We start from the raw sequence: 21,910 nt of genomic DNA on the forward strand, positions 1-21,910 counted from the left end.
GCCTAGCCGCGCACGAGCCCGACAAACGCGAGGAATGCATCCGGCGGGAGGGCGAGGGCGGGGCCGTGGGGGAACTTGGAGTCTCGGACGGCGATGAGGGGTTGGGCGGGGGTGAGGTCGGCGACCTCGACGCAGTTGCCGCCCGAGTCGTTGCTGTAGGACGACTTGAGCCCTGCCGACTCGGGCGCTGCTGTCACGGTTGGTCTGCCTTCACGTGGTCGACGAAGGTCGCGAGTGCCTCCGGCGGGAGCAGGAGAGCGGGGCCGCTCGGGAGTTTGGAGTCGCGGACGGCCACGCGGGCGTGGGTCGGGATGAGGTTCGCGACCTCGACGCAGTGACCGCCCGTCTGGTCGCTGTAGGACGACTTGAACCAGGCCGCGCCGTCGGCCAGTTCGAGGGCATTGCGGTGAGTGCTCATTGCTGTTCCAACTCTCGTGCTGCTCGCTTCAGGAAGTCGGGTGTCAGCCTCGGACCACCGGCTTCGGCCCGCATGGCGTCGAACCGACGCCGGTACGCCCAGATCTCCGTGTCCTTGTCCGTGACGTTCACCGAGGTGAAGCCGTCGACGCTCACCACCGTGGGCAGCGGTGGCTCGAACTCCATGAGAATGAAGTTCTGGTGGCTCCGATAGACGGGCTGGCCCATCGGCAGGATCTGGACCGTGACATTCTCCAGCGCGGCCAGTTCCGCCAAGTGCTCGTACTGCTCCCGCATCACCTCCGGGCCGCCGTACACGCGCCGGAGGACGGCCTCGTCGAGGATCGCGTGGATCTCCACTGGGTGGTCGCTGCGGGTGATGACTTCCTTCCGCCTCATCCGGATCTCGATGTTCCGCTCGACGAACTCGGTGTTGCGCTCGTCCACCGGCTTGGCGCTCTCGAACATGGCCCGTGCGTACGCCGCAGTCTGGAACAGCCCGAACATGACGTCCGGTTGATAGATCCGGAGAATCTTGGCGTCGCCCTCAAGACCCACGCCGATGTTGAAGCCTGAGGGCATGAAGAGGCGGTACTGCGACCACCAGCCCCGGTTCAGCGAGCCCTTGTGAATGTCCAGCAGGAACTCGATGTCGCTCGGGTCGCTGACCCCGTACCGCTTCAGCAGTGACTTGAGGTCCTGCACTCTGGGGAGGCTGGTCAGGCCTCTCTCCACTCGGTGCAGTGTCGACTCGGAGACGCTCGTCCCCCGGACCGCCTGGCCTCTTGTGATGCCCCGGCCCAACTCCCCTCCGCCGTCGGCCTGCTCGCGCAGGCGTCGCAGCTCCTGTCCCAGTTGCATACGACGGATCGTGGGCCCCGTCTTCGCTGCCACCCGTGTCCACCTCTTTTCGCGCTGTGCCGACCAACTCGACCCGCATGCCCACCGAATCACGCACGGTGCCCGGCAGATCGCAGCCAGTGCCCGGAGTCTGACATACCGTGCCCTGCCCCCGCAGGCAGATGCCCACCACCGGGCATATTCCAGTTAATGAGGGATTCCCTTGTTCGATTGCGGAGCCCTGCTCCACCTGCGGAAAGTGGTCCCGTGACTACTCCACGCAAACCCCGTCCCCGCCCCCGTACCGACGCCCCCTTCCTGGTCGGCGACCGGGTCAAGGGCACTACCTACGTCACGCCCGAGGGCTACCGGCACGAGCGTCGCGAGCCGTTCGAGGGGGTCGTCGTCCAGGTCGGGTCCGGGTATGCCGGGGTCGACGCCGAGCAGGCGTTCGTCTGGGTGCGGCTCGCCGATCACACCGAGCGGCAAGCGCTGGTCGTCGAGACCGAGTTGGCGTCGGAGGCGGACGACAAGTGAACCTCGTGGACCTCGCCCTCGGCTGTCTCGCCGGGCTCCTCGCCCTGCTCGCCCTCGCCTTACTGCTCACGTCGTACGCCGAACCGGCGCCCCCGGACCCCGTCGAGCAACAACCCCTCCCCGCGCGGCGCGTCCTCGGCACCGGGCTCGGCGGGGCCTGGCCCCCCGTGACCTTCTGCGACGGACGCTGCTGCCCCACCCCCGCGCCCCCGCCGTACACCACCGGGATCCTCCGGATCCCCGACGCCCCGCGCTGAGGCGCACGTACGACGAAGGCCCCGTTCGCCGAGACGAACGGGGCCTTCACAGCCGTAGAGCCACGGAAACGCTTACGCGAGCAGCGCCGGGATCGTGTCCTCGTGAGCCTTGCGCAGGTCCTCCAGGGACAGTTCGAACTCGCCCTGGAGCTCGATCGTGTCGCCGTCGACGACACCGATGCGGGTGACGGGCAGACCCCGCGCCCCGCACATGTCGTTGAAGCGGAGTTCCTCGGAGCGCGGCACGGCGACGACCGCGCGGCCGGCCGACTCGGAGAAGAGGAGCGTGAAGGCGTCCAGGCCGTCCGGGACGATCAGACGCGCGCCCTTCTCACCGAGCAGCGCCGACTCGACGACCGCCTGGATCAGACCGCCGTCGGACAGGTCGTGCGCGGAGTCGACCATTCCGTCGCGGGAGGCGGAGATCAGGATCTCGGCGAGGAGCCGCTCGCGCTCCAGGTCGACCTTGGGCGGCAGGCCGCCGAGGTGGTCGTGGACGACCTGCGACCAGGCCGAGCCGCCGAACTCCTCACGGGTGTCGCCGAGCAGGTAAAGGAGCTGGCCCTCTTCCTGGAAGGCGACCGGCGTGCGGCGCGCGACGTCGTCGATGACGCCCAACACGGCGACGACCGGGGTCGGGTGGATCGCGACCTCGCCCGTCTGGTTGTAGAGCGACACGTTGCCGCCGGTGACCGGGGTGCCCAACTGCTGGCAGGCGTCGGCCAGTCCACGGACCGCCTCCGCGAACTGCCACATGACGGCCGGGTCTTCGGGCGAGCCGAAGTTCAGGCAGTCGGAGACGGCGAGCGGCTTCGCGCCGGTCGTCGCCACGTTCCGGTACGCCTCCGAGAGCGCCAACTGCGCGCCCGCGTACGGGTCGAGCTTGGCGTACCGGCCGTTGCCGTCGGTCGCGATGGCGACGCCGAGGCCGGTCTCCTCGTCGATCCGGATCATCCCGGAGTCCTCGGGCTGGGCCAACACCGTGTTGCCCTGCACGAAGTGGTCGTACTGGGACGTGATCCACTTCTTCGAGGCCTGGTTGGGAGAGGCCACCAGCTTCAGGACCTGGTCCTTCAGCTCCGCCGAAGTCGTGGGCCGGGGAAGCTTGTTGGCGTCGTCCGCCTGGAGGGCGTCCTGCCAGGACGGGCGGGCGTACGGACGCTCGTAGACCGGACCGTCGTGGGCGACCGTGCGCGGGTCGACGTCGACGATCTTGCCGCCGTGCCAGAAGATCTCGAGGCGGTCGCCGTCGGTCACCTCACCGATGACGGTGGCGATGACGTCCCACTTGTCGCAGATCTCGAGGAACCGGTCGACCTTCGCCGGCTCGACGACCGCGCACATGCGTTCCTGCGACTCGCTCATGAGGATTTCCTCGGGCGAGAGCGTCGAGTCGCGCAGCGGTACGTCGTCCAGCGTCACGCGCATGCCGCCGGAGCCGTTGGACGCGAGCTCGGACGTGGCGCAGGACAGGCCCGCCGCGCCGAGGTCCTGGATGCCGACGACCAGCTTCTCCTGGAACGCTTCGAGCGTGCACTCGATGAGCAGCTTCTCCTGGAAGGGGTCGCCGACCTGGACCGCCGGGCGCTTGCTCGGCTTGGCGTCGTCGAAGGTCTCGGAGGCGAGGATCGACGCGCCGCCGATGCCGTCGCCGCCCGTGCGGGCCCCGTACAGGATGACCTTGTTGCCCGCGCCGGACGCCTTCGCCAGGTGAATGTCCTCGTGCCGCATCACACCGATGGCACCGGCGTTGACCAGCGGGTTTCCCTGATAGCAGGCGTCGAAGACGACCTCGCCGCCGATGTTCGGCAGACCCAGGCAGTTGCCGTAGCCGCCGATGCCCGCGACGACGCCCGGCAGGACGCGCTTGGTGTCGGGGTGATCGGCCGCGCCGAAGCGCAGGGGGTCCACGACGGCGACCGGCCGCGCGCCCATCGCGATGATGTCGCGCACGATGCCGCCGACGCCCGTGGCCGCGCCCTGGTAGGGCTCGACGTAGGACGGGTGGTTGTGCGACTCGACCTTGAAGGTGACCGCGTAGCCCTGGCCGACGTCCACGACGCCCGCGTTCTCACCGATGCCGACGAGCAGCGCGTCGCTCTGCGGGGCCTTCTCGCCGAACTGGCGCAGGTGCACCTTCGACGACTTGTAGGAGCAGTGCTCGGACCACATGACCGAGTACATGGCGAGCTCGGCACCGGTGGGCCGGCGGCCGAGGATCTCCACGACCCGCTCGTACTCGTCCTTCTTCAGGCCGAGTTCGGCCCAGGGCAGCTCGACGTCGGGGGTCTCGGCCGCGTGCTCGACCGTGTCCAGAGGCGTCCGGCTCATGCGTTGACCAGCTTCTTGAGGATCGAGGTGAAGAAGGGCAGGCCGTCGGTGCGGCCGGAGCCGATGAGCGACTCGACGGCGTGCTCCGGGTGCGGCATGAGGCCTACGACGTTCCCGGCCTCGTTCGAGATGCCGGCGATGTCGCGCAGCGAGCCGTTCGGGTTGAAGTCGACGTACCGGAAGGCGACGCGGCCCTCCGCCTCGAGCTTGTCGAGGGTGTACTCGTCGGCGACGTACCGGCCGTCCATGTTCTTCAGCGGGATGTGGATCTCCTGGCCCGCCTCGTAGTCGGCGGTCCAGGCGGTGTCCGTGCTCTCCACGCGCAGCTTCTGGTCGCGGCAGATGAAGTGGAGGTGGTCGTTGCCGAGCATCCCGCCGGGCAGGAGGTGGGCCTCGGTCAGGACCTGGAAGCCGTTGCAGATGCCCAGCACCGGGAGGCCGGCCTTCGCCTGCTCGATGACGGTCTCCATCACCGGCGAGAAGCGGGAGATGGCACCGGCGCGCAGATAGTCGCCGTAGGAGAAACCGCCGGGCAGCACCACGGCGTCGACCTGGTGGAGGTTCTTGTCCTTGTGCCAGAGAGCGACGGGTTCGGCGCCCGCGAGGCGGATCGCACGCTGGGTGTCCCGGTCGTCGAGGCTGCCCGGGAAAGTGACGACGCCAATACGAGCGGTCACTTCGCGGCCTCCGCGACTTCATCAACGCGGACCGTGAAGTCCTCGATCACCGTGTTGGCGAGGAAGGATTCCGCAAGATCGTGGATGCGGGCGAGCGCGGCCTCGTCGACGGGGCCGTCAACTTCCAGTTCGAATCGCTTTCCCTGACGTACGTCCGAGATGCCTTCGAAACCCAGCCGCGGCAGTGCGCGCTGCACCGCCTGGCCCTGGGGGTCGAGGATCTCCGGCTTGAGCATGACGTCGACTACGACGCGTGCCACTGGCACTCCCGGTGGTGTGGTGCTGAGCAGGCTCCTGCCGGTGTCTCCAACAGGCACCTTCAGACTACCCGCACAAAATTTCTACGCGGGTAGCGTTGTAGGAATCTACGTGACGGCCATCACGATCGCGCAACGAAGACGGGCGTTCGCGAAAAGTTACGGGAAAGATCCCCGAACGGCCCCGGATACCTATTGCGCTCGGACACGCGGACAGATTTAGTCGGGCTTCACAATGCATTCCGCGCACTGTACAAATGAATTAGAAATAGCCGAGACTCGGCACTTCACCGTAGCTACGGTGTATGTGGTGCCGGACGAAGGGACCGATATTCGTGGCGCAGAAGGTCGTGGTCACTCTCTTTGACGACATCGACGGCTCGGAAGCGGCGGAAACGATCGCCTTCGGACTCGACGGCAAGTCGTACGAGATCGACCTGAATGAAGCCAATGCCAAGAAACTGCGTAAGGCGCTCGCGCCCTACGTGGACGCCGGCCGCAAGCGGTCGAGGTCGGGCAGGGCGTACAAGCAGACGGAGGTCGCACCCGACCCCGCCGCGGTCCGCGCCTGGGCCCAGGCCAACAAGATGGAGGTGCCGGCCCGCGGCCGCATCCCCAAGAAGGTCTACGAGGCGTTCACCGAAGCCCAGTGAGGCCCCTGGGGCGGTGAGACGCCCCGCGCGGGGCACTCCGTGGCGCTCTACGGCACCCCGTGGCACTCCCTGGCACTCCCTGGCACTCCCTGAAGGCCGGTCATTCGCCCCTCGGACGAACCGACTTGCGCTGCACCCCTCCCGGTCGGCTAGAGTCTGGAGCACGCCGAGGGGCGAGGCCGAAAGGCCCAGCTCACGGAGTACACGCGGGTGTAGTTCAGTAGCAGAACATCCCCCTTCCAGGGGGAAGGCGCAGTGTGCAATTCCTGTCACCCGCTCTGCATCGCCGTCCGAACCACTGTGGTGGATCAGGTAGGCTGGTGCTCGCGCCGATCGGTGAAAGCCGGTCGGAGGCAATGCGGACGTAGCTCAGTTGGTAGAGCGCAACCTTGCCAAGGTTGAGGTCGCCAGTTCGAACCTGGTCGTCCGCTCTGGATAGAGATCAAGCCCCCCGGCTTCGGCCGGGGGGCTTTTTCGTTGCCTGCCTTGCCTGCCTTGCCTGCCTTGCCTGCGTTGGCTTCTTCGGCTTCGTTGCCTGCGTGTTCCTTCCCTGCGTGCCGTGCCCGTCACCTGACATTTGTCATGGGGAGTGGTGACAGCTCGCACTGCCGACGGCTTCCGGCTGCGGGGAGGCTGGGGGCATGGACACGAATGAACACGTGATTGAGGTCACCGACCTCCGGCGTGTGTACGGGGGCGGGTTCGAAGCGGTCCGTGGGATCTCCTTCCACGTCGACCGCGGTGAGATCTTCGCGCTGCTGGGCACCAACGGGGCCGGGAAAACATCCACCGTCGAGTTGCTGGAGGGCCTCGCGCGGCCCGACGGCGGGCGGATCGGCGTGCTCGGCCACGACCCGTACACCGAGCGGGCCGCCGTCCGGCCGCGCACCGGCGTGATGCTCCAGGAGGGCGGCTTTCCCTCCGAGCTGACCGTCGCCGAGACCGCACGGATGTGGGCCGGCTGCGTGAGCGGCACCCGCCCGGTCGGGGAGGCGCTGGCGCTGGTCGGGCTCGCCGGGCGGAGCGGCGTCCGGGTCAAGCAACTGTCCGGCGGTGAACGCCGTCGCCTCGACCTGGCCCTCGCGGTCCTCGGCGACCCCGAGGTGCTGTTCCTGGACGAGCCGACGACCGGCCTGGACGCCGAAGGCCGCCGCGACACCTGGGACCTGGTCCGCGCCCTGCGCGACGCCGGTACGACGGTGTTGCTGACCACGCACTACCTGGAGGAGGCGGAGAACCTCGCCGACCGGCTGGCCATCCTGCACGAGGGCCGCATCGCCGCCGCCGGGACACCCGCCGAGGTGACCGGCGCCCAGCCGTCCCGGATCACCTTCGAACTGCCCGCCGGGTACTTCGTGGGCGACCTGCCACCCCTGGGCGAACTGGGCGTGTGCGGTCACGAGACCGAGGGCCGCGTCGTACGGCTGCGCACACGGGAGTTGCAGCGGGCGGCGACCGGGCTGCTGGTGTGGGCCGAGCGGGCCGGCGTGCGGTTGCACAGGCTGGACGTGCGGTCGGCCTCGCTGGAGGAAGCGTTCCTGGGGATCGCCCGGGAGGCGTCGAACAGCGGTGACAGGGCCGGTCAGGCCGATGAGACCGACGAGGTTGAGGGGGTCGCGGCATGAGCGGGGTGGACGGGGTGAACGGGGTGACGGTGGAGACCTCCGGGGGCAGCGGTGCGGGCAGGGGTGCGGGCAGGGGTGTGGGTACGACTCCCGTGGGGCGGATGGGCGCTCTCGGGCGGGCCGAGCTGACGCTGCTCGGGCGCAGCAAGAGCACGATCATCACGGCCGTGTTCGTGCCGCTGGTGCTGCCGGTCACCCTGGCCACGGTGGTCAAGGACATGGACGTGGAGGACGTCGGGCTCAGTGTCGGCCTGGTGCTGCTGCCCGCCGCGATCGGCTTCTCGCTGCTGTTCGGGGTGTACTCGGCGCTGGCCGCCATCTACACCGCCCGGCGCGAGGAGTTGGTGCTGAAGCGGCTGCGCACCGGTGAGCTGCGGGACGCCGAGATCCTCGGCGGGTCGGCGCTGCCGGTGCTGGCCACCGGGCTGGTGCAGTCCCTGGTGCTGGTGGCGGGCTGCACGGTCCTGCTCGACATACCGGCTCCGAAAGCACCCCATCTCGCGGTCCTGGGGCTGCTGTTGGGCCTGGTGATGTGCGCGGCGCTCGCGGCGGTCACGGCGACCGTGACCCGGAGCGTGGAGAGCGCGCAGGTCACCACGATGCCGATGGTGCTCGTGTCGATGATCGGCTCCGGGATGGCCGTCCCCCTGGAGATGCTGCCCGACCGGCTCGCCTCCGTCTGCGAACTGCTCCCGCTCACCCCGGTGATCACCCTGATCCGCGGCGGCTGGACCGGGAACCTGTCGGCGTACGAGACCCTGGGCGCCCTGGCGACCGCGCTGGCCTGGACGGTGCTCGCGGTGTTTGCTGTAGGGCGGTGGTTCCGATGGGAGCCTCGGCGCTGACGTACGGGGCGCTTTGGGGGTACGGGAAGACGACGGGGGCGTGGGGCGTGGGGATGCGCAGGCCTGTGGGCTGGTGGCGGCGGAAGAGCACGCCGGCGAAGGTCGAGACGTACACCCGGTGGTCGTTCCACTTCTTCGCCGTCGCCGAGCTCATGTCCGCGGGGCTGCCCTTCGTGGGGGTGCTGTGGACCGGGTTCGGGCTGTGGCTGCCGGCCATGATGCTCGGGCACAGCGCGCTGTGCGCCGTGACGGCCTCGCGGGCGCTGGACTGGACGCGCGGACGCCGTGCGCAGCCCGTCGGGCTGCTGTGGAGCCTGTCCGCCGCCACCGCCCTGGTCGCCGTCGTCGCGCTCCTGACCGCCGTGCGGGGCACCCGCCACGAGGGCGTCCCCGAGGCCGCGGCCACGGTCTTCGGGATCGCCCTGGTCTTCGGGGCGGGCGTCACCGCGCTCGGCGTGCGGCAGCGGCAGTGGGCGTTCGCGGTCGTCAGCGGCTACTCCCTGGGCGCGGGGGCCGTGGCGCTCCCGATAGTGCAGAACGGCTTCGCCAGCCTCGTCGCGATGTCGGTGGTGCTGATCGGCGGCGCGTTCCTCGCCTTCACCGCCGTCTTCTCCGTCTGGCTGCTCAACTCCGTCTACGAACTCGACGAGGCCCGCGAGACCCGCACCCGGCTCGCCGTCGCCGAGGAACGGCTGCGGTTCGGGCGGGACCTGCACGACGTGATGGGCCGCAACCTCGCGGTGATCGCCCTGAAGAGCGAGCTGGCCGTACAACTGGCCCGGCGCGGCCTGCCGAACGCCGTGCAGCAGATGATCGAGGTGCAGCGGATAGCGCGGGAGTCGCAGCGGGAGGTACGCGCTGTCGTACGGGGCTACCGGGAAGCCGACCTGGGAGTCGAACTCTCCGGAGCACAAGGGGTGTTGACGGCGGCCGGGATCACCTGCGAGGTGAGCGGGGAGGTCGACGGGCTGCCCGCCGAGGTGCAGTCCGCGCTCGGCTGGGTGGTGCGCGAGAGCACCACGAACGTACTGCGGCACGGAGACGCCGGGCGGTGCTCGGTGTCGCTGGGGAGGACGGACGGACATGTCGTGCTGACCGTGGAGAACGACGGGGCCGGGGCCGGGGCCGCCGCCGGGGGCGGCGGGTCGGGGCTTGCCGGGCTGCGGGAGCGGCTGCGGGGCGTCGACGGGCGGCTGGAGGCCGGGTTCGTCGGAGCGGGCGTGTTCCGGGTGGTCGCCGAGGTGCCGCTGACCGGGAAGATCGCTGTGAGAGAGGTCACTTCATGACGGTGCGGGTGCTGCTCGCGGACGACGAGCACCTCATCCGGGGTGCGCTGGCCGCGCTGCTCTCCATGGAGGACGACCTCGTGGTCGTCGCCGAGGCGGCCACCGGACCGGAGGCGCTGGCCATGGCGCGGGCGCACCGGCCCGACGTGGCCGTCCTGGATCTGCAGATGCCGGGCCTGGACGGTGTGAAGGTCGCCACATCCCTGCGCACCGAACTGCCCGGCTGCCAGGCACTGATCGTCACGAGCCACGGCCGGCCGGGGCATCTCAAACGGGCGCTGGCGGCCGGGGTGCGCGGGTTCGTGCCGAAGACGGTGAGCGCGCAGCGGCTCGCGGAGATCATCCGCACCGTGCACGCCGGGAACCGTTACGTCGACCCGGAGTTGGCGGCCGATGCGATCGCCGCCGGGGACTCGCCTCTGACCTCGCGCGAGACGGAGGTGCTCGAACTCGCCGCCGACGGAGCGCCCGTCGCGGAGATCGCCGAGCGGGCCGCACTGTCGCAGGGGACGGTACGGAACTATCTGTCGTCGGCGGTGTCCAAGCTCGGGGCGGAGAACCGGCATGCGGCGGTGCGGCTCGCGCGGCAGCGAGGTTGGGTATAGTTGGCCTCGCGCCACGGGAAATCACCGCGTTGATCGCGGCGCAGTGCGGACGTAGCTCAGTTGGTAGAGCGCAACCTTGCCAAGGTTGAGGTCGCCAGTTCGAACCTGGTCGTCCGCTCGGTTCAGGAAAGGCCCCCGGTTCTCCGGGGGCCTTTTTCGTGCCGTCGGGGCCTCTTTCCTGCGCTGGGGCCGCTAGCTCCAGCTCGTGCCGGTCAGGCGCTCGTACGCCTCGATGTACTTCGCGCGGGTCGCGTCCACGATGTGCTGCGGCAGCGGGGGCGGGGGCTGCTCGCTCTTGCGGTCCCAGCCGGACTCGGCGGAGGTCAGCCAGTCGCGCACGAACTGCTTGTCGTACGAGGGCTGGGCGCGGCCGGGCTGCCACTTGTCGGCGGGCCAGAAGCGGGAGGAGTCCGGGGTGAGGACCTCGTCGGCGGCGACCAGGGTGTCGCCCACGTAGCCGAACTCGAACTTGGTGTCGGCGAGGATGATGCCCCGGTCGCGGGCGATGTCGCGGGCGCGGCCGTACACGGCCAGGGTCGCCTGGCGGAGCTCGGCGGCGGTGTCGGCGCCGACCTGGCGGGCGACCTCCTCGTAGGAGACGTTCTCGTCGTGCTCGCCGACGGCTGCCTTGGTGGCGGGGGTGAAGATCGGGGCGGGGAGTTCGCTGCCGTCGACCAGGCCCTCGGGGAGGGCGAGGCCGCAGACCGTGCGGGACTCCCGGTACTCGGCGAGGCCCGAGCCGGTGAGGTAGCCGCGGGCCACGCACTCGACGGGGACCATCTCCAGCGACCGGCAGATCAGGGTGCGGCCGGCCCAGTCGGCGGGGGCGCCGGCGGGCAGCTCCGTGCTCAGGACATGGTTCGGGACCAGGTCGGCGAGCTGGTCGAACCACCACAGGGACAGCCGGGTGAGGACGCGGCCCTTGTCGGGGATCTCGGTCGGCAGCACCCAGTCGTACGCGGACGTACGGTCGCTGGCGACCATCACGAGGTCGCCCGCCTCGTTCTGGTACAGCTCGCGCACCTTGCCGGTGTGCAGATGCACCAGGCCCGGCACCTGAAGGGGCTCGGGCTTTTCTACGAATCCGGACACGGTTTCCCTCCGTGGGTATGACCTAGTGGCCTGGTGGCTCGATTGTCCCGTATGAGGGCCCGCACCTGGTCGGCGGGTCAGTGGAAGCAGCGGCGCAGGGGTGCAGGGTTGGCCGGCCGTGGTCGGCGGTCAATCGCGTTTGCAGATGCGGTCCAGGAGGTTGGCCGTGGCGCGCTGGACGCGGGGGTCCACGTGGCCGGGGCGGTCCAGGGCGGGGGACCAGGCGAAGGTTCCGGAGGCGAAGACCAGGGCGCCGGAGGGGGCGCGGTAGAGGGAGGTCTCCTGGTGGCGGAGGGCGCCCTCGCTGTCGCTGTACGGGGAATGGGCGAGGAGGATGCGGTCCTCGTGGGGCGGGAGGGCGGTGCGGGGGAAGTAGCGGTCGGCCTCGCCCGCGACCAGGCCGTCGATGCCGTCGCCCTCGCGGGCGCCGGTCGCCTCCCACAGCCAGTGGCTCGCGTTGCGCACGATCAGCGGGTGCGGCTCGGGCACCCGGCCCGCGTACTGGATGCCGACGAGCTGCTGCTCGGCCCGGTCGATCTCCCGCCAGAGGACGGGCTTGCCGGGTCCCTTGCGCTTGCGGCAGGTCAGCAGCCGGCCCGGCACGCCGGACGGGGACGGGCCCAACTCCACTTGCCAGTACAGGGAGTTGGCGGACAGGAAGACGAGCGAGGTGCCGCTGTCGCGGGCGCCTTCGACGGTGCGGCGCATGTTCGTCGACCAGTACTCGTCGTGGCCGGGGAAGACCAGGCCCCGGTAACGGGTGGGGTCGATGTGACCGGCGTGCAGGTCGCGGGCGTCGGCGTAGGCGAGGTCGTAGCCGTAGCGCTCGGCCCAGCGGATGAAGTCGTAGGCGTGGCCGACGTGCAGGGGGAGGCCGGCGCCCGCGTAGGGCCGGTCGAAGGAGACCGTGGTCGCGGCGTCGGCCTCGCCGAGGAGACGGCCGTCGTCGTCCCAGGCGTGGTAGAGGCTGGCGCCGGTGTGGCCGTCCTCGGGGTAGAGGTTGTAGGCCTGCCAGGTGATGTCCGGGAGCACGAGGAGCAGGTCGGCGGGTTGGTCGTCGCGGACCGTGAAGGGGATGTGCGAGCGGTAGCCGTCGGCGGTGGTGAGGACGGCGACGTACGCGCCGACGTTCCAGTACGTCGGGACCTGGAGCCGCCAGGAGAGCCACCAGTGGTGGCAGGAGACCGTGCGGTCGGCGGTCAGCGGGGGCGGCTGGACGATGCCGGAGAGGCGCGGGCTGGTGGTGATCTTGGCGGCGCCGTCGCCGTCGTAATGGCCGATGCGGTAGATGTCGACGCTGAATTCCTGCGGCGGGTCGACGGTGACGTGGAAGTCGACGGCGTCGCCGGGGGCGACCGCGCCGGTGGAGATGAAACCCTTGATCTGCCGGCCGACGTCGTCGGCGGAGCGGGGGCCGCCGCCGGGGGTGGTGGAGGTGGGGGCGGTGCGGGGGGCGGGTACGCGGGGCGCTCCGCGCGGCGCTCCGTGGGGGGTTTCCTGGGGGGTTTCCTGGGTGGGGGCGGGGGCCGTGTCGACGTACCAGGGGACTACGTGGCCGGTGTCGTCGAAGTACGTCTCGCTGCCGCGCAGCCAGGGGACGGGGCCCAGTCCGAAGGGATCGCTCACGGCGTGCGCCAGCGCTCCCGACTCCCATCGGCGGATGTGCTCCGGTCGTGGTCCGGGTCCCATGGTGCTCCCCTCCCTGGTGCCCCCGCGGTGATTCGTGCGTACGTGATGGTGGTTCGGGCGTACGTGACGGCCGTGCGCGTCGCTCTGCTCGTGGCGCTCGCCCGTGGCGGTTGTCGGTGGCGCTTGTCGGTGGCGCTTGTCTTATGTCGCCAGCCCTTGCCATGGGCTCGATCGGTCCCAGCACATCACATAACGCGCGCAGGCAGTCACTATTCGTTGCGAATTGGCCGAAAGTGGAATCTGCTGCTCCGCGGGTGCAGTGGCTTGGCGTCGTTGGGGTCAGCCGAGCCGTACCGGCTTCTCCGGGCGTATGCCCAGCTCCACGAGCCAGGTGCGCAGGGGGACCGCGTCGCCGTCCTCGACGAGGCTGAGGACGCGGGGGGTCAGGTCGGCCACACGCTCGCCGTCGACCAGGAGCGTCGGACCGTCGAGCCAGTCGAGGCCCGGGGTCGCGCCGACGGTGTCCATCGCGGCGCAGCAGACCATCGCCGTGACGTGATCGGCGAGCAACTCGCGGTCGGTGCGCGGGGGTTGGAGAGGGAAGAGGGGCAGCGCGCCGTCGTCCCAGAGGGCCGCGTCGGGGCCCTGGCCGGGGGGCGGGGGGCCGCCTGGAGCGGGGGGCGCGGCGGCTGCGGCGGCCGCCTCTTCCCGACCGACCTCGACACCCAGCCGAGCGGCCAGGGCGGCGCTGCGGGGGTTGGGGGGTGGGGGGTCGTCGGGGTCGAGGGGGGCAAAGTCTTCGAGGCCGGGGGGCGGGGTCGGGGTGGCAACCGGAGAGTCCTCCGCAACGCCGGAGCCATCCGCAGCGTGGTGCCTGTCCGGCGCGGGGGACCTGTCCGGCGCGGGGGACCTGTCCGGCGCTGGGGACCTGTCCGGCGCTGGAGAGTCGTCCGCCATGGGGGAGCCGCCCGGCGTGTGGGAACTGGCCGCGACGTCGGAGTCCTGCGCGCCGTCGGAGTCCTGCGCGCCGTCAGAGTCGTCCACCGCCCGGGGCGTGCCCGGTGCGTCGGAGCTGACCGGCGCGTGGGAGCTGGCCGGCGTGCGGGGGGCGACCGTGGCGGCGGAGTGTTCCGGGGTGTGGGAGTCGTCTGGTGGCTGGGGTCTGTTGGTGAGGTGGTCCAGGACTCGGGCCAGGGTGGGGGCGCCGGGGTGGGTGGGGGTGGCCGTGGGGTCGGGGGTGGGGCGGCGGACGCCGAGGGTGTCCAGGGCGCGGTGGAGGCGGGCCGCGTCGGTGCGCCACTTGCGGTCGACGACCTCCTCCGGGTAGTCCGCCCAGGCCACCGGCGACCAGTCCGGGCCGGGCTCGGCGGGGCCGCCGTGGAAGAGGCGGGCGGCGAGCAGTGAGGCGGCCTCGTCGATGGCGCCGGGCTCTTCGAGCAGGTCACAGGCGGGGCGCTCGCCGAGACGGGAGGCGAAGCCCTCGGCCAGCCGGTCGCGCCGGGACAGTTCGGTGAGGGCGGCGACGACTCCCGCGTCCAGCCGGGAGGGCCAGCGGCCCATCCGCCAGGCGGGCAGCGCCACGCGCGTCAGGAGCCGGTCCCAGCCCGCGTACGCCAGGCCCACCTGCTCCTGGGCGACGATCCGCAGCCCGTAATCCACAGCCTGTGCGCGCTCGGCCGCCGCGGCTGCCACGCCCCGCTCCATCTCGCCCACGTGCACCTGGCAGCCGCGCAGCATCAGCCGCGCGACCCAGCCGATGCCCGAGCAGACCGGGCGCAGGGCGGGATACCGGTTGCCGCGGTGGGCGCAGTCGGCCACCGCGGCGTCCAGCCCGCGCACGAAGCGCCGGGCCGCCGCTATGTCGGGGTGCGCGGAGGGCCCCGTACCGGCGACGACCGGCGCGAGGACGGCGCGCAGCTCGCCGACGCGCATCCACCACAGGAACGGGGAGCCGATGACGAGGACGGGCGCCGCCGCCGTACGACGGTGGAGGGGGCCGGGGCCGTGCGAGCCGCCCGCGCCGGCTATCTCGTCCCCGGCGCGGGGCGGGGGCGGGCTGTGCGACGGGTGGGTGCGGTCCTCCAGCCAACTGTCGCAGTCCGGGGTGAGCGCTATCGCGGAGGGCGCCGGGACGTCGAGGCGGTCGGCGAGGTCGCGGACCAGCCGGTACAGGTCGGGGGCCGCCGCCTCGGCGATCGTGACCGTGGGACTGACGGCCGGCCGGGCCCGGGCCACGACCAGGGCGACGACAGCGGCGGCGAGCAGTACGACGATCGCGACCACGGACGCCGTCCAGCGCGCGGCGTCCCAGCCCGGGCCCACGAGGTGCCCGGTGGAACCGCCCGCGAGCAGGATCACGGCGACGGCCGCCGGCAGCAGCGCGACGGCGAACGCCCGGCTGCGCACCCGCAGCACGGCGAGCGCCCGGGCACGCGCGGCCTGCGCGCCCATCTCCACACCCATACCGGTCACGACCGGACCTCACCCCCTCCCTGCAGTCCTGTTTCCCCCGGCTGTCTTCGCAGTGCTCACTCCCCCACTGTGGCACCGACCACTGACATCGCAATGCCGGTGGGCCAAGTGCCGGAACGAGTACCGGAACGCTTGCGCCGCACCCTAGTTGGCGCTCCGGCCCCCGTCAGCCGGATAGCGCAGCGCTCACTCGATGGAATGGCCTTGGGGAGAGGTGGATGACAGTGGGCAACGATCAGGCCCCGGGTTTCATGGGTCCGCCGTGCGGAATTCCATGAGGCCCGGGGCCTGGTAGATGTCTCTGCTGAGCTGCCTGTGAGCTGCCCGCCGCGACGCGGGTTACGCGCCGGCCGCCGCCTTCGCGGCGATGTCCGTACGGTGCTGGGAACCGTCGAGACCGATGCGGGCGACCGCCTGGTACGCGCGCTCGCGGGCCTCGGTGAGGTCGCTGCCGCTCGCGGTGACCGTCAGCACGCGGCCGCCGGCGCTGACGACCGTCTCGCCGTCGTACTTCGTCCCGGCGTGCAGGACGTACGCGTGCGGGGAGTCCTCGGCGGCGACCTCGGCGAGGCCGGTGATGGGGTCGCCGGTGCGCGGGGTGCCGGGGTAGTTGTGCGAGGCGATGACGACGGTGACGGCCGCGTCGTCGCTCCAGCGCAGGGGCGGCAGGTCGGCGAGGTCGCCGGTGGCGGCCGCGAGCAGGACGCCGGCCAGCGGCGTCTTCAGGCGGGCCAGGACGACCTGCGTCTCGGGGTCGCCGAAGCGGGCGTTGAACTCGATGACACGGACACCGCGGCTGGTGATCGCGAGACCGGCGTAGAGCAGGCCGGAGAAGGGGGTGCCGCGGCGGCGCAGCTCGTCGACGGTCGGCTGCAGGACCGTCTCCATGACCTCCTCGACCAGCTTCGGATCGGCCCACGGCAGCGGCGAGTACGCGCCCATGCCGCCGGTGTTCGGGCCCTCGTCGCCGTCGAGCGCGCGCTTGAAGTCCTGGGCGGGCTGGAGCGGGACGACCGTGTCGCCGTCGGTGATCGCGAAGAGGGAGACCTCCGGGCCGTCGAGGAACTCCTCGATGACGACGCGCTCGCAAGCTGCGGCGTGCGCCGCGGCGGCCTCCAGGTCGTCGGTGACGACGACGCCCTTGCCGGCGGCCAGACCGTCGTCCTTGACGACGTACGGCGCGCCGAAGGCGTCGAGGGCCTCGGCGGCCTCCTCGGGGGTGGTGCAGACGTAGGAGCGGGCGGTCGGGACGCCGGCCGCGGCCATCACGTCCTTCGCGAACGCCTTGGAGCCCTCGAGCTGCGCGGCCTCCTTCGAGGGGCCGAACACCGGGATGCCCGCCTCGCGCACGGCGTCGGCGACCCCGGCGACGAGCGGCGCCTCCGGGCCTACGACGACCAGCGCGGCGTCGAGTACGACGGCCAGCGCGGCCACGGCCTCGCCGTCGAGGGCGTCGACCTGGTGCAGCTCGGCGACCTCGGCGATGCCGGCGTTGCCGGGGGCGCAGTGCAGCGCGGTGACGGCGGGGTCGAGGGACAGTGAGCGGCACAGCGCGTGTTCGCGGGCGCCGCTGCCGATGACGAGGACGTTCACGGGGGTCAGCCTAACGGGCGGGGGCGGGGCGGTTTGTGCGGGCTTCCGAAGGGTGGGGGCGGGAGGTGTTGTGCGTTCCTCCAAAGGAGCCGAACGGGCTCCGGCTCCGGCTCCGGCTCCGGCTCCGGCTCCGGTGCGACGCGTGCACTGTTCTTCGCTATTCGTTGGTGAACTCCTCCATCACTGTCGCTCCCAGTTCGCGCACGATCAGTTCGTAGCCCGAGAGGGCCGACTCGTTGAGGTCCGGGTCGTCGTCCTCGGGGGTGTCGTCCTCGGGGGACACCGGGTCCGGGGCGGGGGCGGGGGCGGGGGCCGTCATGGGGGCGGGGGCCGAGGCCTGCGCGGACATGGACGTGGGGGCGGGGGCGTGCTGGGTGGGGGTGGTCGGAGCGGGGTGCGCCGGGGGCGTCGCCGGGTACGAGGGGGACGTCGTACCGCCACCGCCGTAACCACCGGAGCCGCCGGAACCACCGGGATTGCCGTAGCCGCCGGGGTTTCCGTAGCCGCCGCCGGTGCCGCCGCCACCGCCGAAGCCGCCGGTCGACGGGGGGGACGAGCCGCCGGACGGGTCGATGACCGCGTCGATCTTCCACTGCACGCTGAACTGCTCGGCCAGCGCCTGTCGCAGCACTTCCTCGCTGCCGCTGCTCGCGAAGTTGTCGCGGGCGCCGGCGCTGGCGAAGCCGAGCTGGAGGGTCGTCCCGTCGAAACCGGCCACGTGGGCGTTCTGGCTGAGCAGGATCCAGGTGAAGCGGCGGCGGTTCTTGACCGCGTCCAGGATGTTCGGCCAGAGCATGCGGGGGTCGAGGCCGCCGGACGGGGGCGCGTACCCACCCCCGGCGGGAGCCGCAGCGGGTGCGGGAGTCGCGGGTGCGGTTGAGGCCGCGGGGCCGGTCTGGGCGGCGGGTGGCGTCGGCGGGCGTCCGCCGCCGCCTGCGGGCGCGGCGGTCGGCCAGCCGCCGGGCCGCCGGCCGCTGCCCGCCACGGTGGGGGTGGGCCAGGCGCCGGGGGCGGGGCCCTCGTCGACGGGCGGGGGAGCGGGTACGGGGTCCGGGGCGGGGGCAGGGGCGGGAGTGTGTGTCGGGGGGGCCGCGGGCGGAGCGACCGGCGCGGCAGCCGCAGGGGCACCGGCCGGTCCGGGTGCCTGCCCCGGCCCCTGGCCCCGTACCGCCGCGCGGGCCGCCGCGGCTCCGCCGCCGGGCGGAACGGGCGCGCCCCCGGCCATGGCGGAACCGCCGTGCGCATCCGGCCCGGGCACGTACCCCATGGCGGGCATGGCGGGCATGGCGGGCATGGCCGGTGCGGCAGGCATCGCGGGTGCGCCCTGCACGGCCCCCGCCCCCGCCCCCGCCCCCTGCCCATGCCCCTGGCCCTGGCCCTGCATGGCGCCGCCCGCCGAGAAGTTCACGCCGCGCTCGATGCGGTCGAGGCGGGCCATGACGGACCGCTCGTCGCCATAGGCGGCCGGCAGCATCACGCGCGCGCAGATCAGCTCGAGTTGGAGGCGGGGCGAGGTCGCGCCGCGCATCTCGGTGAGGCCCTCGTTGACGAGGTCGGCGGCACGGCTCAGCTCGGCGGCGCCGAAGACGCCTGCCTGGGCCTGCATCCGCTCGATGACGTCGGACGGGGCGTCGATGAGCCCCTTCTCGGCCGCGTCGGGGACGGCGGCGAGGATGACGAGGTCCCGCAGCCGCTCCAGCAGGTCGGCGACGAAGCGGCGCGGGTCGTTGCCCCCCTCGATGATGCGGTCGACGACCTCGAAGGCGGCGGCGCCGTCACCGGTGGCGAAGGCCTCGACGACGGAGTCGAGCAGTGAGGCCTCGGTGTAGCCGAGCAGGGAGGTGGCCATGGCGTACGTCACACCGTCCTCGCGGGCGCCGGCGAGGAGCTGGTCCATGACGGACATGGAGTCACGCACGGACCCCGCGCCGGACCGCACGACGAGCGGCAGCACGCCGTCCTCGACGGGAATGCCCTCCTGCCCGCACACCTCACCGAGGTACTCGCGCAGCGTTCCCGGCGGGACGAGCCGGAACGGGTAGTGGTGGGTCCGCGACCGGATGGTCCCGATGACCTTCTCGGGCTCCGTGGTCGCGAAGATGAACTTCAGATGCTCCGGCGGCTCCTCGACGACCTTGAGGAGCGCGTTGAAACCGGCCGACGTGACCATGTGGGCCTCGTCGATGATGTAGATCTTGTAGCGGCTTCCTGCGGGGCCGAAGAATGCCTTCTCCCGCAGGTCACGAGCATCGTCCACACCACCATGAGAGGCGGCGTCGATCTCGATGACGTCGATGGAACCCGGCCCGTTGCGCGCGAGGTCGCGGCAGGACTGGCACTCCCCGCACGGGGTGGGCGTAGGCCCCTGCTCGCAGTTCAGACACCTGGCCAGGATCCGCGCGCTGGTGGTCTTCCCGCAGCCACGCGGCCCGCTGAACAGGTACGCGTGATTGACCCGGTTGTTCCGCAGCGCCTGCTGCAGCGGGTCGGTGACATGCTCCTGCCCGATGACCTCGGCGAACGACTCCGGGCGATAGCGGCGGTACAGCGCAAGGGACGACACGCATACGACGATATCGGGCTCCACTGACAGCGAGCCCCGATCGAGTCCCGATCAAGCCCCGCCCGCCTCCCCCACCCCTTCCTCCACCCCTTCCTCCGCCCCCACCCCAGGCCGACGAACTATGGCAAAGAGTCCCTAAACGTTCACGGGAAGGTATTTCACAGGAAACGCAGAGCCCCCACCATCAACTTGAGATATCAAGTACATGGCGCCCCCCAACCCCCCACACAAGGACGCTCATGCCCCTCTATTTCATCCGCCATGGCGAGTCCCAGGCCAACGAGCAGAACCGGTTCGCCGGACGACTGGACACCCCCCTCACCGACCTCGGCGTCAGCCAGGCCGAGCAGGCCGCAGAACGGGTCGCCGCGCTGGTCGCGGGCGGCGTACACATCGACGAAGTGCACATGTCCACCCTCCAGCGCGCCCGCCAGACGGCCTGGACGATCATCGACCGCCTCCCCGCACCGCCGGACCGGATCACGGTCGACGAGGCCCTGGTGGAGCGCGACTTCGGCAGCTACAGCGGCCGCAACAAGAGCCTGGTGAAGAAGACCATCGGCTTCGCCGAGTACACCGAGGCGTTCCACTCGCCCACCGGCCGGCCGCCCGAGGGCGAGAGCTGGCAGGCGATGTACGACCGCATCGCCGCCTACTACCGCGACGTGCTGCTCCCCGCCTCCCGCGCGGGCCGGACCGTCCTGGTGGTGGCCCACAAGTACATCGTGGAGATGTTCGCGCTGGTCGTCGCCGACGTGCCCCCCGACTCGTACCGCGACTTCAAGATCCCCAACGCCCGCCCGCTCACCGAGCAGGACCTGCGCCGCGCGGTCGCCGCACCGGCCGCGGCGGGTCACCTCAACGACCTGGGCGAGATAGTCGAGATCCGCCTCCCGCTGCTGATAGCCGGGGCGGCCGGAGCGGGGGTGGCGGCCCAGTTGCTCCTGGGCGTGCGCGTGCCCGCGTGGGCGTTCACCGGCGCCCTGACGGCGCTTCTCGCCGTGGGCACCTTCTTCGCGATGCTGCGCGTGAACCCGCCTGCGCTGCGCGGCCCGCTGGGCAGTCTCCGTACGGCCTGGCCCCTGCTGCTGCCCCGCCTGGCCCTCGGCCTCGCCCTCCTCTGGGCGGGCCGCTCGGTCCCCCTGGAACTGGCGGGCCTCTTCCTCCTCCTGCCGCCCGCGCTGATCGCGCCCACCCTGTCCCTGCACTGGGGCGGCGACTACTTCTTCGCGATACGGCACACCGTGGCGGCCTCGCTGGCGCTGCCCGCGCTGCTGCTGGCGGGCCTGGCCGCCCCGCTGATCCTGCCCGGCGCCCACGCGGACACCCTGACGGCGCTCGGCCCGGCGCTCATCACGTACGTGGTGGTCCTGGTCACGGCCCTCGTCCTGCCCGGCACCGCGGCCCAGGCCCTGCGCCACCGCGACCCCATCCGCGCGGGCGCGCTGAGCACCAACTGGAACTGGCTCGGCGGCCTCGCCCTGGTCCCCCTGGCGGCCCTGGCGACCTTCGCCCTCACGCCGTCGACGGGCCTCACCCCGGGCCTGCTGACTCCCCTGCTCCTCACGATGACGATCACCGGCGCGGCCCTGGCCGCCCTGCGCCTGCTGACATCGTTGTTCCTGCGCCTGCGCCCGCACGGCAACGCCCTGGGCAAGGACATGTTCATCACCCAGAACACCCCCAACGTCTTCCTGTGGCTGGCCATGACCGCCGTCCTGGCCCCCACCACCGGCCACCACCCGTCGGTGATCGGCCTGGGCGTGGCACTGATCTTCTTCTTCTCGGTCTACATCGACGAACGGGTGTTCCTCCACAAGCACAGCCGCGAAGCAACCCCGAACACGCCTCTCAACACTCCGGTAGCCGCCGCGCTGGGAGCCCGGCCGACGCCCTTCCCGCACCCCACCACACCCCTGGCACCCCTCGCCCCCTTCACCACCCCGGGAACGCAAAAGACCCCCCACGCACCCGCCAGAGCCGACCTACCCTTGCTGCCTTCCGGCCCTGGGGGAGTTCAGTCAGATAGCGCCGCGTGAGGGGCTGACGCCCAGACTACCTGATCCCCGAGGGCCCGAACGAGTTCGCAAGCACCCCCCGCCGTCATGTAATGTTCCCAGCGGAGGATTCGCCTAGAGGCCTAGGGCGCACGCTTGGAAAGCGTGTTGGGGGCAACCCCTCACGAGTTCGAATCTCGTATCCTCCGCCATTGCTCTCACCGGGCAATACGT

Annotated in this window: 18 protein-coding genes, 4 tRNA genes, 1 other RNA gene and 1 pseudogene; 12 read left to right on the plus strand and 12 right to left on the minus strand. The window is 71.5% G+C overall.

Annotated features, from left to right (window positions below; translation table 11 throughout):
• Positions 1-2: 2 nt before the first annotated feature.
• The 3 genes from BMZ82_RS35755 to BMZ82_RS35765 are packed head-to-tail and all read right to left on the minus strand — an operon-like array spanning position 3 to position 1,278.
• On the minus strand, positions 3-197 hold the full coding sequence (locus BMZ82_RS35755) for a DUF397 domain-containing protein (protein ID WP_093781568.1): 195 nt from the start codon (positions 195-197) through the stop codon (positions 3-5).
• Entirely contained in the window at positions 194-418 is a 225-nt protein-coding gene (locus BMZ82_RS35760; protein ID WP_093781569.1) for a DUF397 domain-containing protein, read from the minus strand. Before BMZ82_RS35760 ends, BMZ82_RS35755 begins: the two co-directional genes overlap by 4 nt.
• The gene (locus BMZ82_RS35765; RefSeq protein ID WP_093781570.1) at positions 415-1,278 is read right to left on the minus strand and encodes a helix-turn-helix domain-containing protein; all 864 of its coding nucleotides are present in this window, start codon (positions 1,276-1,278) and stop codon (positions 415-417) included. Before BMZ82_RS35765 ends, BMZ82_RS35760 begins: the two co-directional genes overlap by 4 nt.
• A 246-nt stretch (positions 1,279-1,524) precedes the next feature.
• On the opposite strand from BMZ82_RS35765, the gene BMZ82_RS35770 reads away from it, so the two are divergent.
• Positions 1,525-1,794 (plus strand): hypothetical protein, encoded by a 270-nt coding sequence (locus tag BMZ82_RS35770; protein WP_093781571.1) that lies wholly within the window; start codon positions 1,525-1,527, stop codon positions 1,792-1,794.
• Positions 1,791-2,051: a hypothetical protein gene (locus BMZ82_RS35775; protein ID WP_093781572.1), complete on the plus strand. Its 261-nt coding sequence runs from the start codon at positions 1,791-1,793 to the stop codon at positions 2,049-2,051. Before BMZ82_RS35770 ends, BMZ82_RS35775 begins: the two co-directional genes overlap by 4 nt.
• Before the next feature lie 72 nt (positions 2,052-2,123).
• Here BMZ82_RS35775 and purL read toward each other — a convergent pair whose 3' ends face one another.
• The 3 genes from purL to purS are packed head-to-tail and all read right to left on the minus strand — an operon-like array spanning position 2,124 to position 5,319.
• Complete coding sequence (gene purL / locus BMZ82_RS35780; protein WP_093781573.1) at positions 2,124-4,382, minus strand: phosphoribosylformylglycinamidine synthase subunit PurL; 2,259 nt, start codon at positions 4,380-4,382, stop codon at positions 2,124-2,126.
• Positions 4,379-5,059 (minus strand): phosphoribosylformylglycinamidine synthase subunit PurQ, encoded by a 681-nt coding sequence (gene purQ, locus BMZ82_RS35785; RefSeq protein WP_093781574.1) that lies wholly within the window; start codon positions 5,057-5,059, stop codon positions 4,379-4,381. Before purQ ends, purL begins: the two co-directional genes overlap by 4 nt.
• Positions 5,056-5,319 carry a phosphoribosylformylglycinamidine synthase subunit PurS gene (gene purS / locus BMZ82_RS35790; protein WP_093501106.1) on the minus strand — a complete coding sequence of 88 codons (264 nt, stop codon included), beginning with the start codon at positions 5,317-5,319 and terminating at the stop codon, positions 5,056-5,058. The genes purQ and purS overlap by 4 nt, the downstream gene beginning before the upstream one ends.
• 332 nt (positions 5,320-5,651) lie before the next feature.
• On the opposite strand from purS, the gene BMZ82_RS35795 reads away from it, so the two are divergent.
• From BMZ82_RS35795 to BMZ82_RS35830, 8 genes are all read left to right on the plus strand, one after another.
• Positions 5,652-5,969: a histone-like nucleoid-structuring protein Lsr2 gene (locus BMZ82_RS35795; protein WP_093781575.1), complete on the plus strand. Its 318-nt coding sequence runs from the start codon at positions 5,652-5,654 to the stop codon at positions 5,967-5,969.
• A 206-nt stretch (positions 5,970-6,175) separates the two neighbouring features.
• Positions 6,176-6,247, plus strand: a tRNA-Gly gene (locus BMZ82_RS35800).
• An 80-nt stretch (positions 6,248-6,327) separates the two neighbouring features.
• A tRNA-Gly gene (locus BMZ82_RS35805) sits at positions 6,328-6,400 on the plus strand.
• Between the two features lie 210 nt (positions 6,401-6,610).
• Complete coding sequence (locus tag BMZ82_RS35810) at positions 6,611-7,594, plus strand: ABC transporter ATP-binding protein (protein WP_093781576.1); 984 nt, start codon at positions 6,611-6,613, stop codon at positions 7,592-7,594.
• Between the two features lie 101 nt (positions 7,595-7,695).
• Complete coding sequence (locus tag BMZ82_RS35815; RefSeq protein ID WP_256252284.1) at positions 7,696-8,439, plus strand: ABC transporter permease; 744 nt, start codon at positions 7,696-7,698, stop codon at positions 8,437-8,439.
• 53 nt (positions 8,440-8,492) lie between these two features.
• Positions 8,493-9,725, plus strand: a complete 1,233-nt coding sequence (locus tag BMZ82_RS35820) for a sensor histidine kinase (RefSeq protein WP_093781578.1) — start codon at positions 8,493-8,495, stop codon at positions 9,723-9,725.
• Positions 9,722-10,330, plus strand: coding sequence for a response regulator transcription factor (locus tag BMZ82_RS35825; RefSeq protein ID WP_093781579.1), 609 nt, complete (start codon positions 9,722-9,724; stop codon positions 10,328-10,330). Before BMZ82_RS35820 ends, BMZ82_RS35825 begins: the two co-directional genes overlap by 4 nt.
• Before the next feature lie 45 nt (positions 10,331-10,375).
• Positions 10,376-10,448: transfer RNA gene (locus BMZ82_RS35830), tRNA-Gly, on the plus strand.
• Positions 10,449-10,522: 74 nt separating this feature from the next.
• Here BMZ82_RS35830 and BMZ82_RS35835 read toward each other — a convergent pair.
• From BMZ82_RS35835 to BMZ82_RS35855, 5 genes are all read right to left on the minus strand, one after another.
• Positions 10,523-11,422 (minus strand): phosphoribosylaminoimidazolesuccinocarboxamide synthase, encoded by a 900-nt coding sequence (locus BMZ82_RS35835; protein ID WP_093781580.1) that lies wholly within the window; start codon positions 11,420-11,422, stop codon positions 10,523-10,525.
• Positions 11,423-11,551: 129 nt separating this feature from the next.
• A complete protein-coding gene (locus BMZ82_RS35840; RefSeq protein WP_093781581.1) occupies positions 11,552-13,111 on the minus strand; it encodes a N,N-dimethylformamidase beta subunit family domain-containing protein in 1,560 nt (519 codons plus the stop codon).
• A 279-nt stretch (positions 13,112-13,390) separates the two neighbouring features.
• Positions 13,391-15,514, minus strand: coding sequence for a M48 family metalloprotease (locus BMZ82_RS35845; RefSeq protein ID WP_256252285.1), 2,124 nt, complete (start codon positions 15,512-15,514; stop codon positions 13,391-13,393).
• A 348-nt stretch (positions 15,515-15,862) separates the two neighbouring features.
• Positions 15,863-17,116: a phosphoribosylamine--glycine ligase gene (purD, locus tag BMZ82_RS35850; protein WP_093781583.1), complete on the minus strand. Its 1,254-nt coding sequence runs from the start codon at positions 17,114-17,116 to the stop codon at positions 15,863-15,865.
• A gap of 157 nt (positions 17,117-17,273) precedes the next feature.
• A complete protein-coding gene (locus tag BMZ82_RS35855) occupies positions 17,274-19,679 on the minus strand; it encodes a DNA polymerase III subunit gamma and tau (RefSeq protein WP_093781584.1) in 2,406 nt (801 codons plus the stop codon).
• A gap of 239 nt (positions 19,680-19,918) precedes the next feature.
• Here BMZ82_RS35855 and BMZ82_RS42900 point away from each other — a divergent pair.
• A pseudogene (locus tag BMZ82_RS42900) lies at positions 19,919-20,416 on the plus strand (histidine phosphatase family protein); the annotation flags it as partial.
• A 1,214-nt stretch (positions 20,417-21,630) separates the two neighbouring features.
• Here the strand turns inward: BMZ82_RS42900 and ffs are convergent.
• An RNA gene (gene ffs / locus BMZ82_RS35870) (signal recognition particle sRNA small type) lies at positions 21,631-21,727 on the minus strand.
• A gap of 73 nt (positions 21,728-21,800) precedes the next feature.
• Here ffs and BMZ82_RS35875 point away from each other — a divergent pair.
• Positions 21,801-21,888, plus strand: a tRNA-Ser gene (locus BMZ82_RS35875).
• The last annotated feature ends 22 nt before the right edge of the window (positions 21,889-21,910 follow it).

Source organism: Streptomyces sp. yr375, assembly GCF_900110755.1.
Lineage (GTDB): Bacteria > Actinomycetota > Actinomycetes > Streptomycetales > Streptomycetaceae > Streptomyces.

What these genes read in the sequence shown, in the direction of transcription:
- BMZ82_RS35760 (WP_093781569.1), bottom strand. Translation starts at nt 418, where the DNA reads ATGAGCACTCACCGCAATGCCCTCGAACTGGCCGACGGCGCGGCCTGG.
- BMZ82_RS35765 (WP_093781570.1), bottom strand. Translation starts at nt 1,278, where the DNA reads ATGCAACTGGGACAGGAGCTGCGACGCCTGCGCGAGCAGGCCGACGGC.
- purL (WP_093781573.1), bottom strand. Translation starts at nt 4,382, where the DNA reads ATGAGCCGGACGCCTCTGGACACGGTCGAGCACGCGGCCGAGACCCCC.
- BMZ82_RS35810 (WP_093781576.1), top strand. Translation starts at nt 6,611, where the DNA reads ATGGACACGAATGAACACGTGATTGAGGTCACCGACCTCCGGCGTGTG.
- BMZ82_RS35815 (WP_256252284.1), top strand. Translation starts at nt 7,696, where the DNA reads ATGGGCGCTCTCGGGCGGGCCGAGCTGACGCTGCTCGGGCGCAGCAAG.
- BMZ82_RS35820 (WP_093781578.1), top strand. Translation starts at nt 8,493, where the DNA reads ATGCGCAGGCCTGTGGGCTGGTGGCGGCGGAAGAGCACGCCGGCGAAG.
- BMZ82_RS35825 (WP_093781579.1), top strand. Translation starts at nt 9,722, where the DNA reads ATGACGGTGCGGGTGCTGCTCGCGGACGACGAGCACCTCATCCGGGGT.
- BMZ82_RS35840 (WP_093781581.1), bottom strand. Translation starts at nt 13,111, where the DNA reads ATGGGACCCGGACCACGACCGGAGCACATCCGCCGATGGGAGTCGGGA.
- BMZ82_RS35845 (WP_256252285.1), bottom strand. Translation starts at nt 15,514, where the DNA reads ATGGGTGTGGAGATGGGCGCGCAGGCCGCGCGTGCCCGGGCGCTCGCC.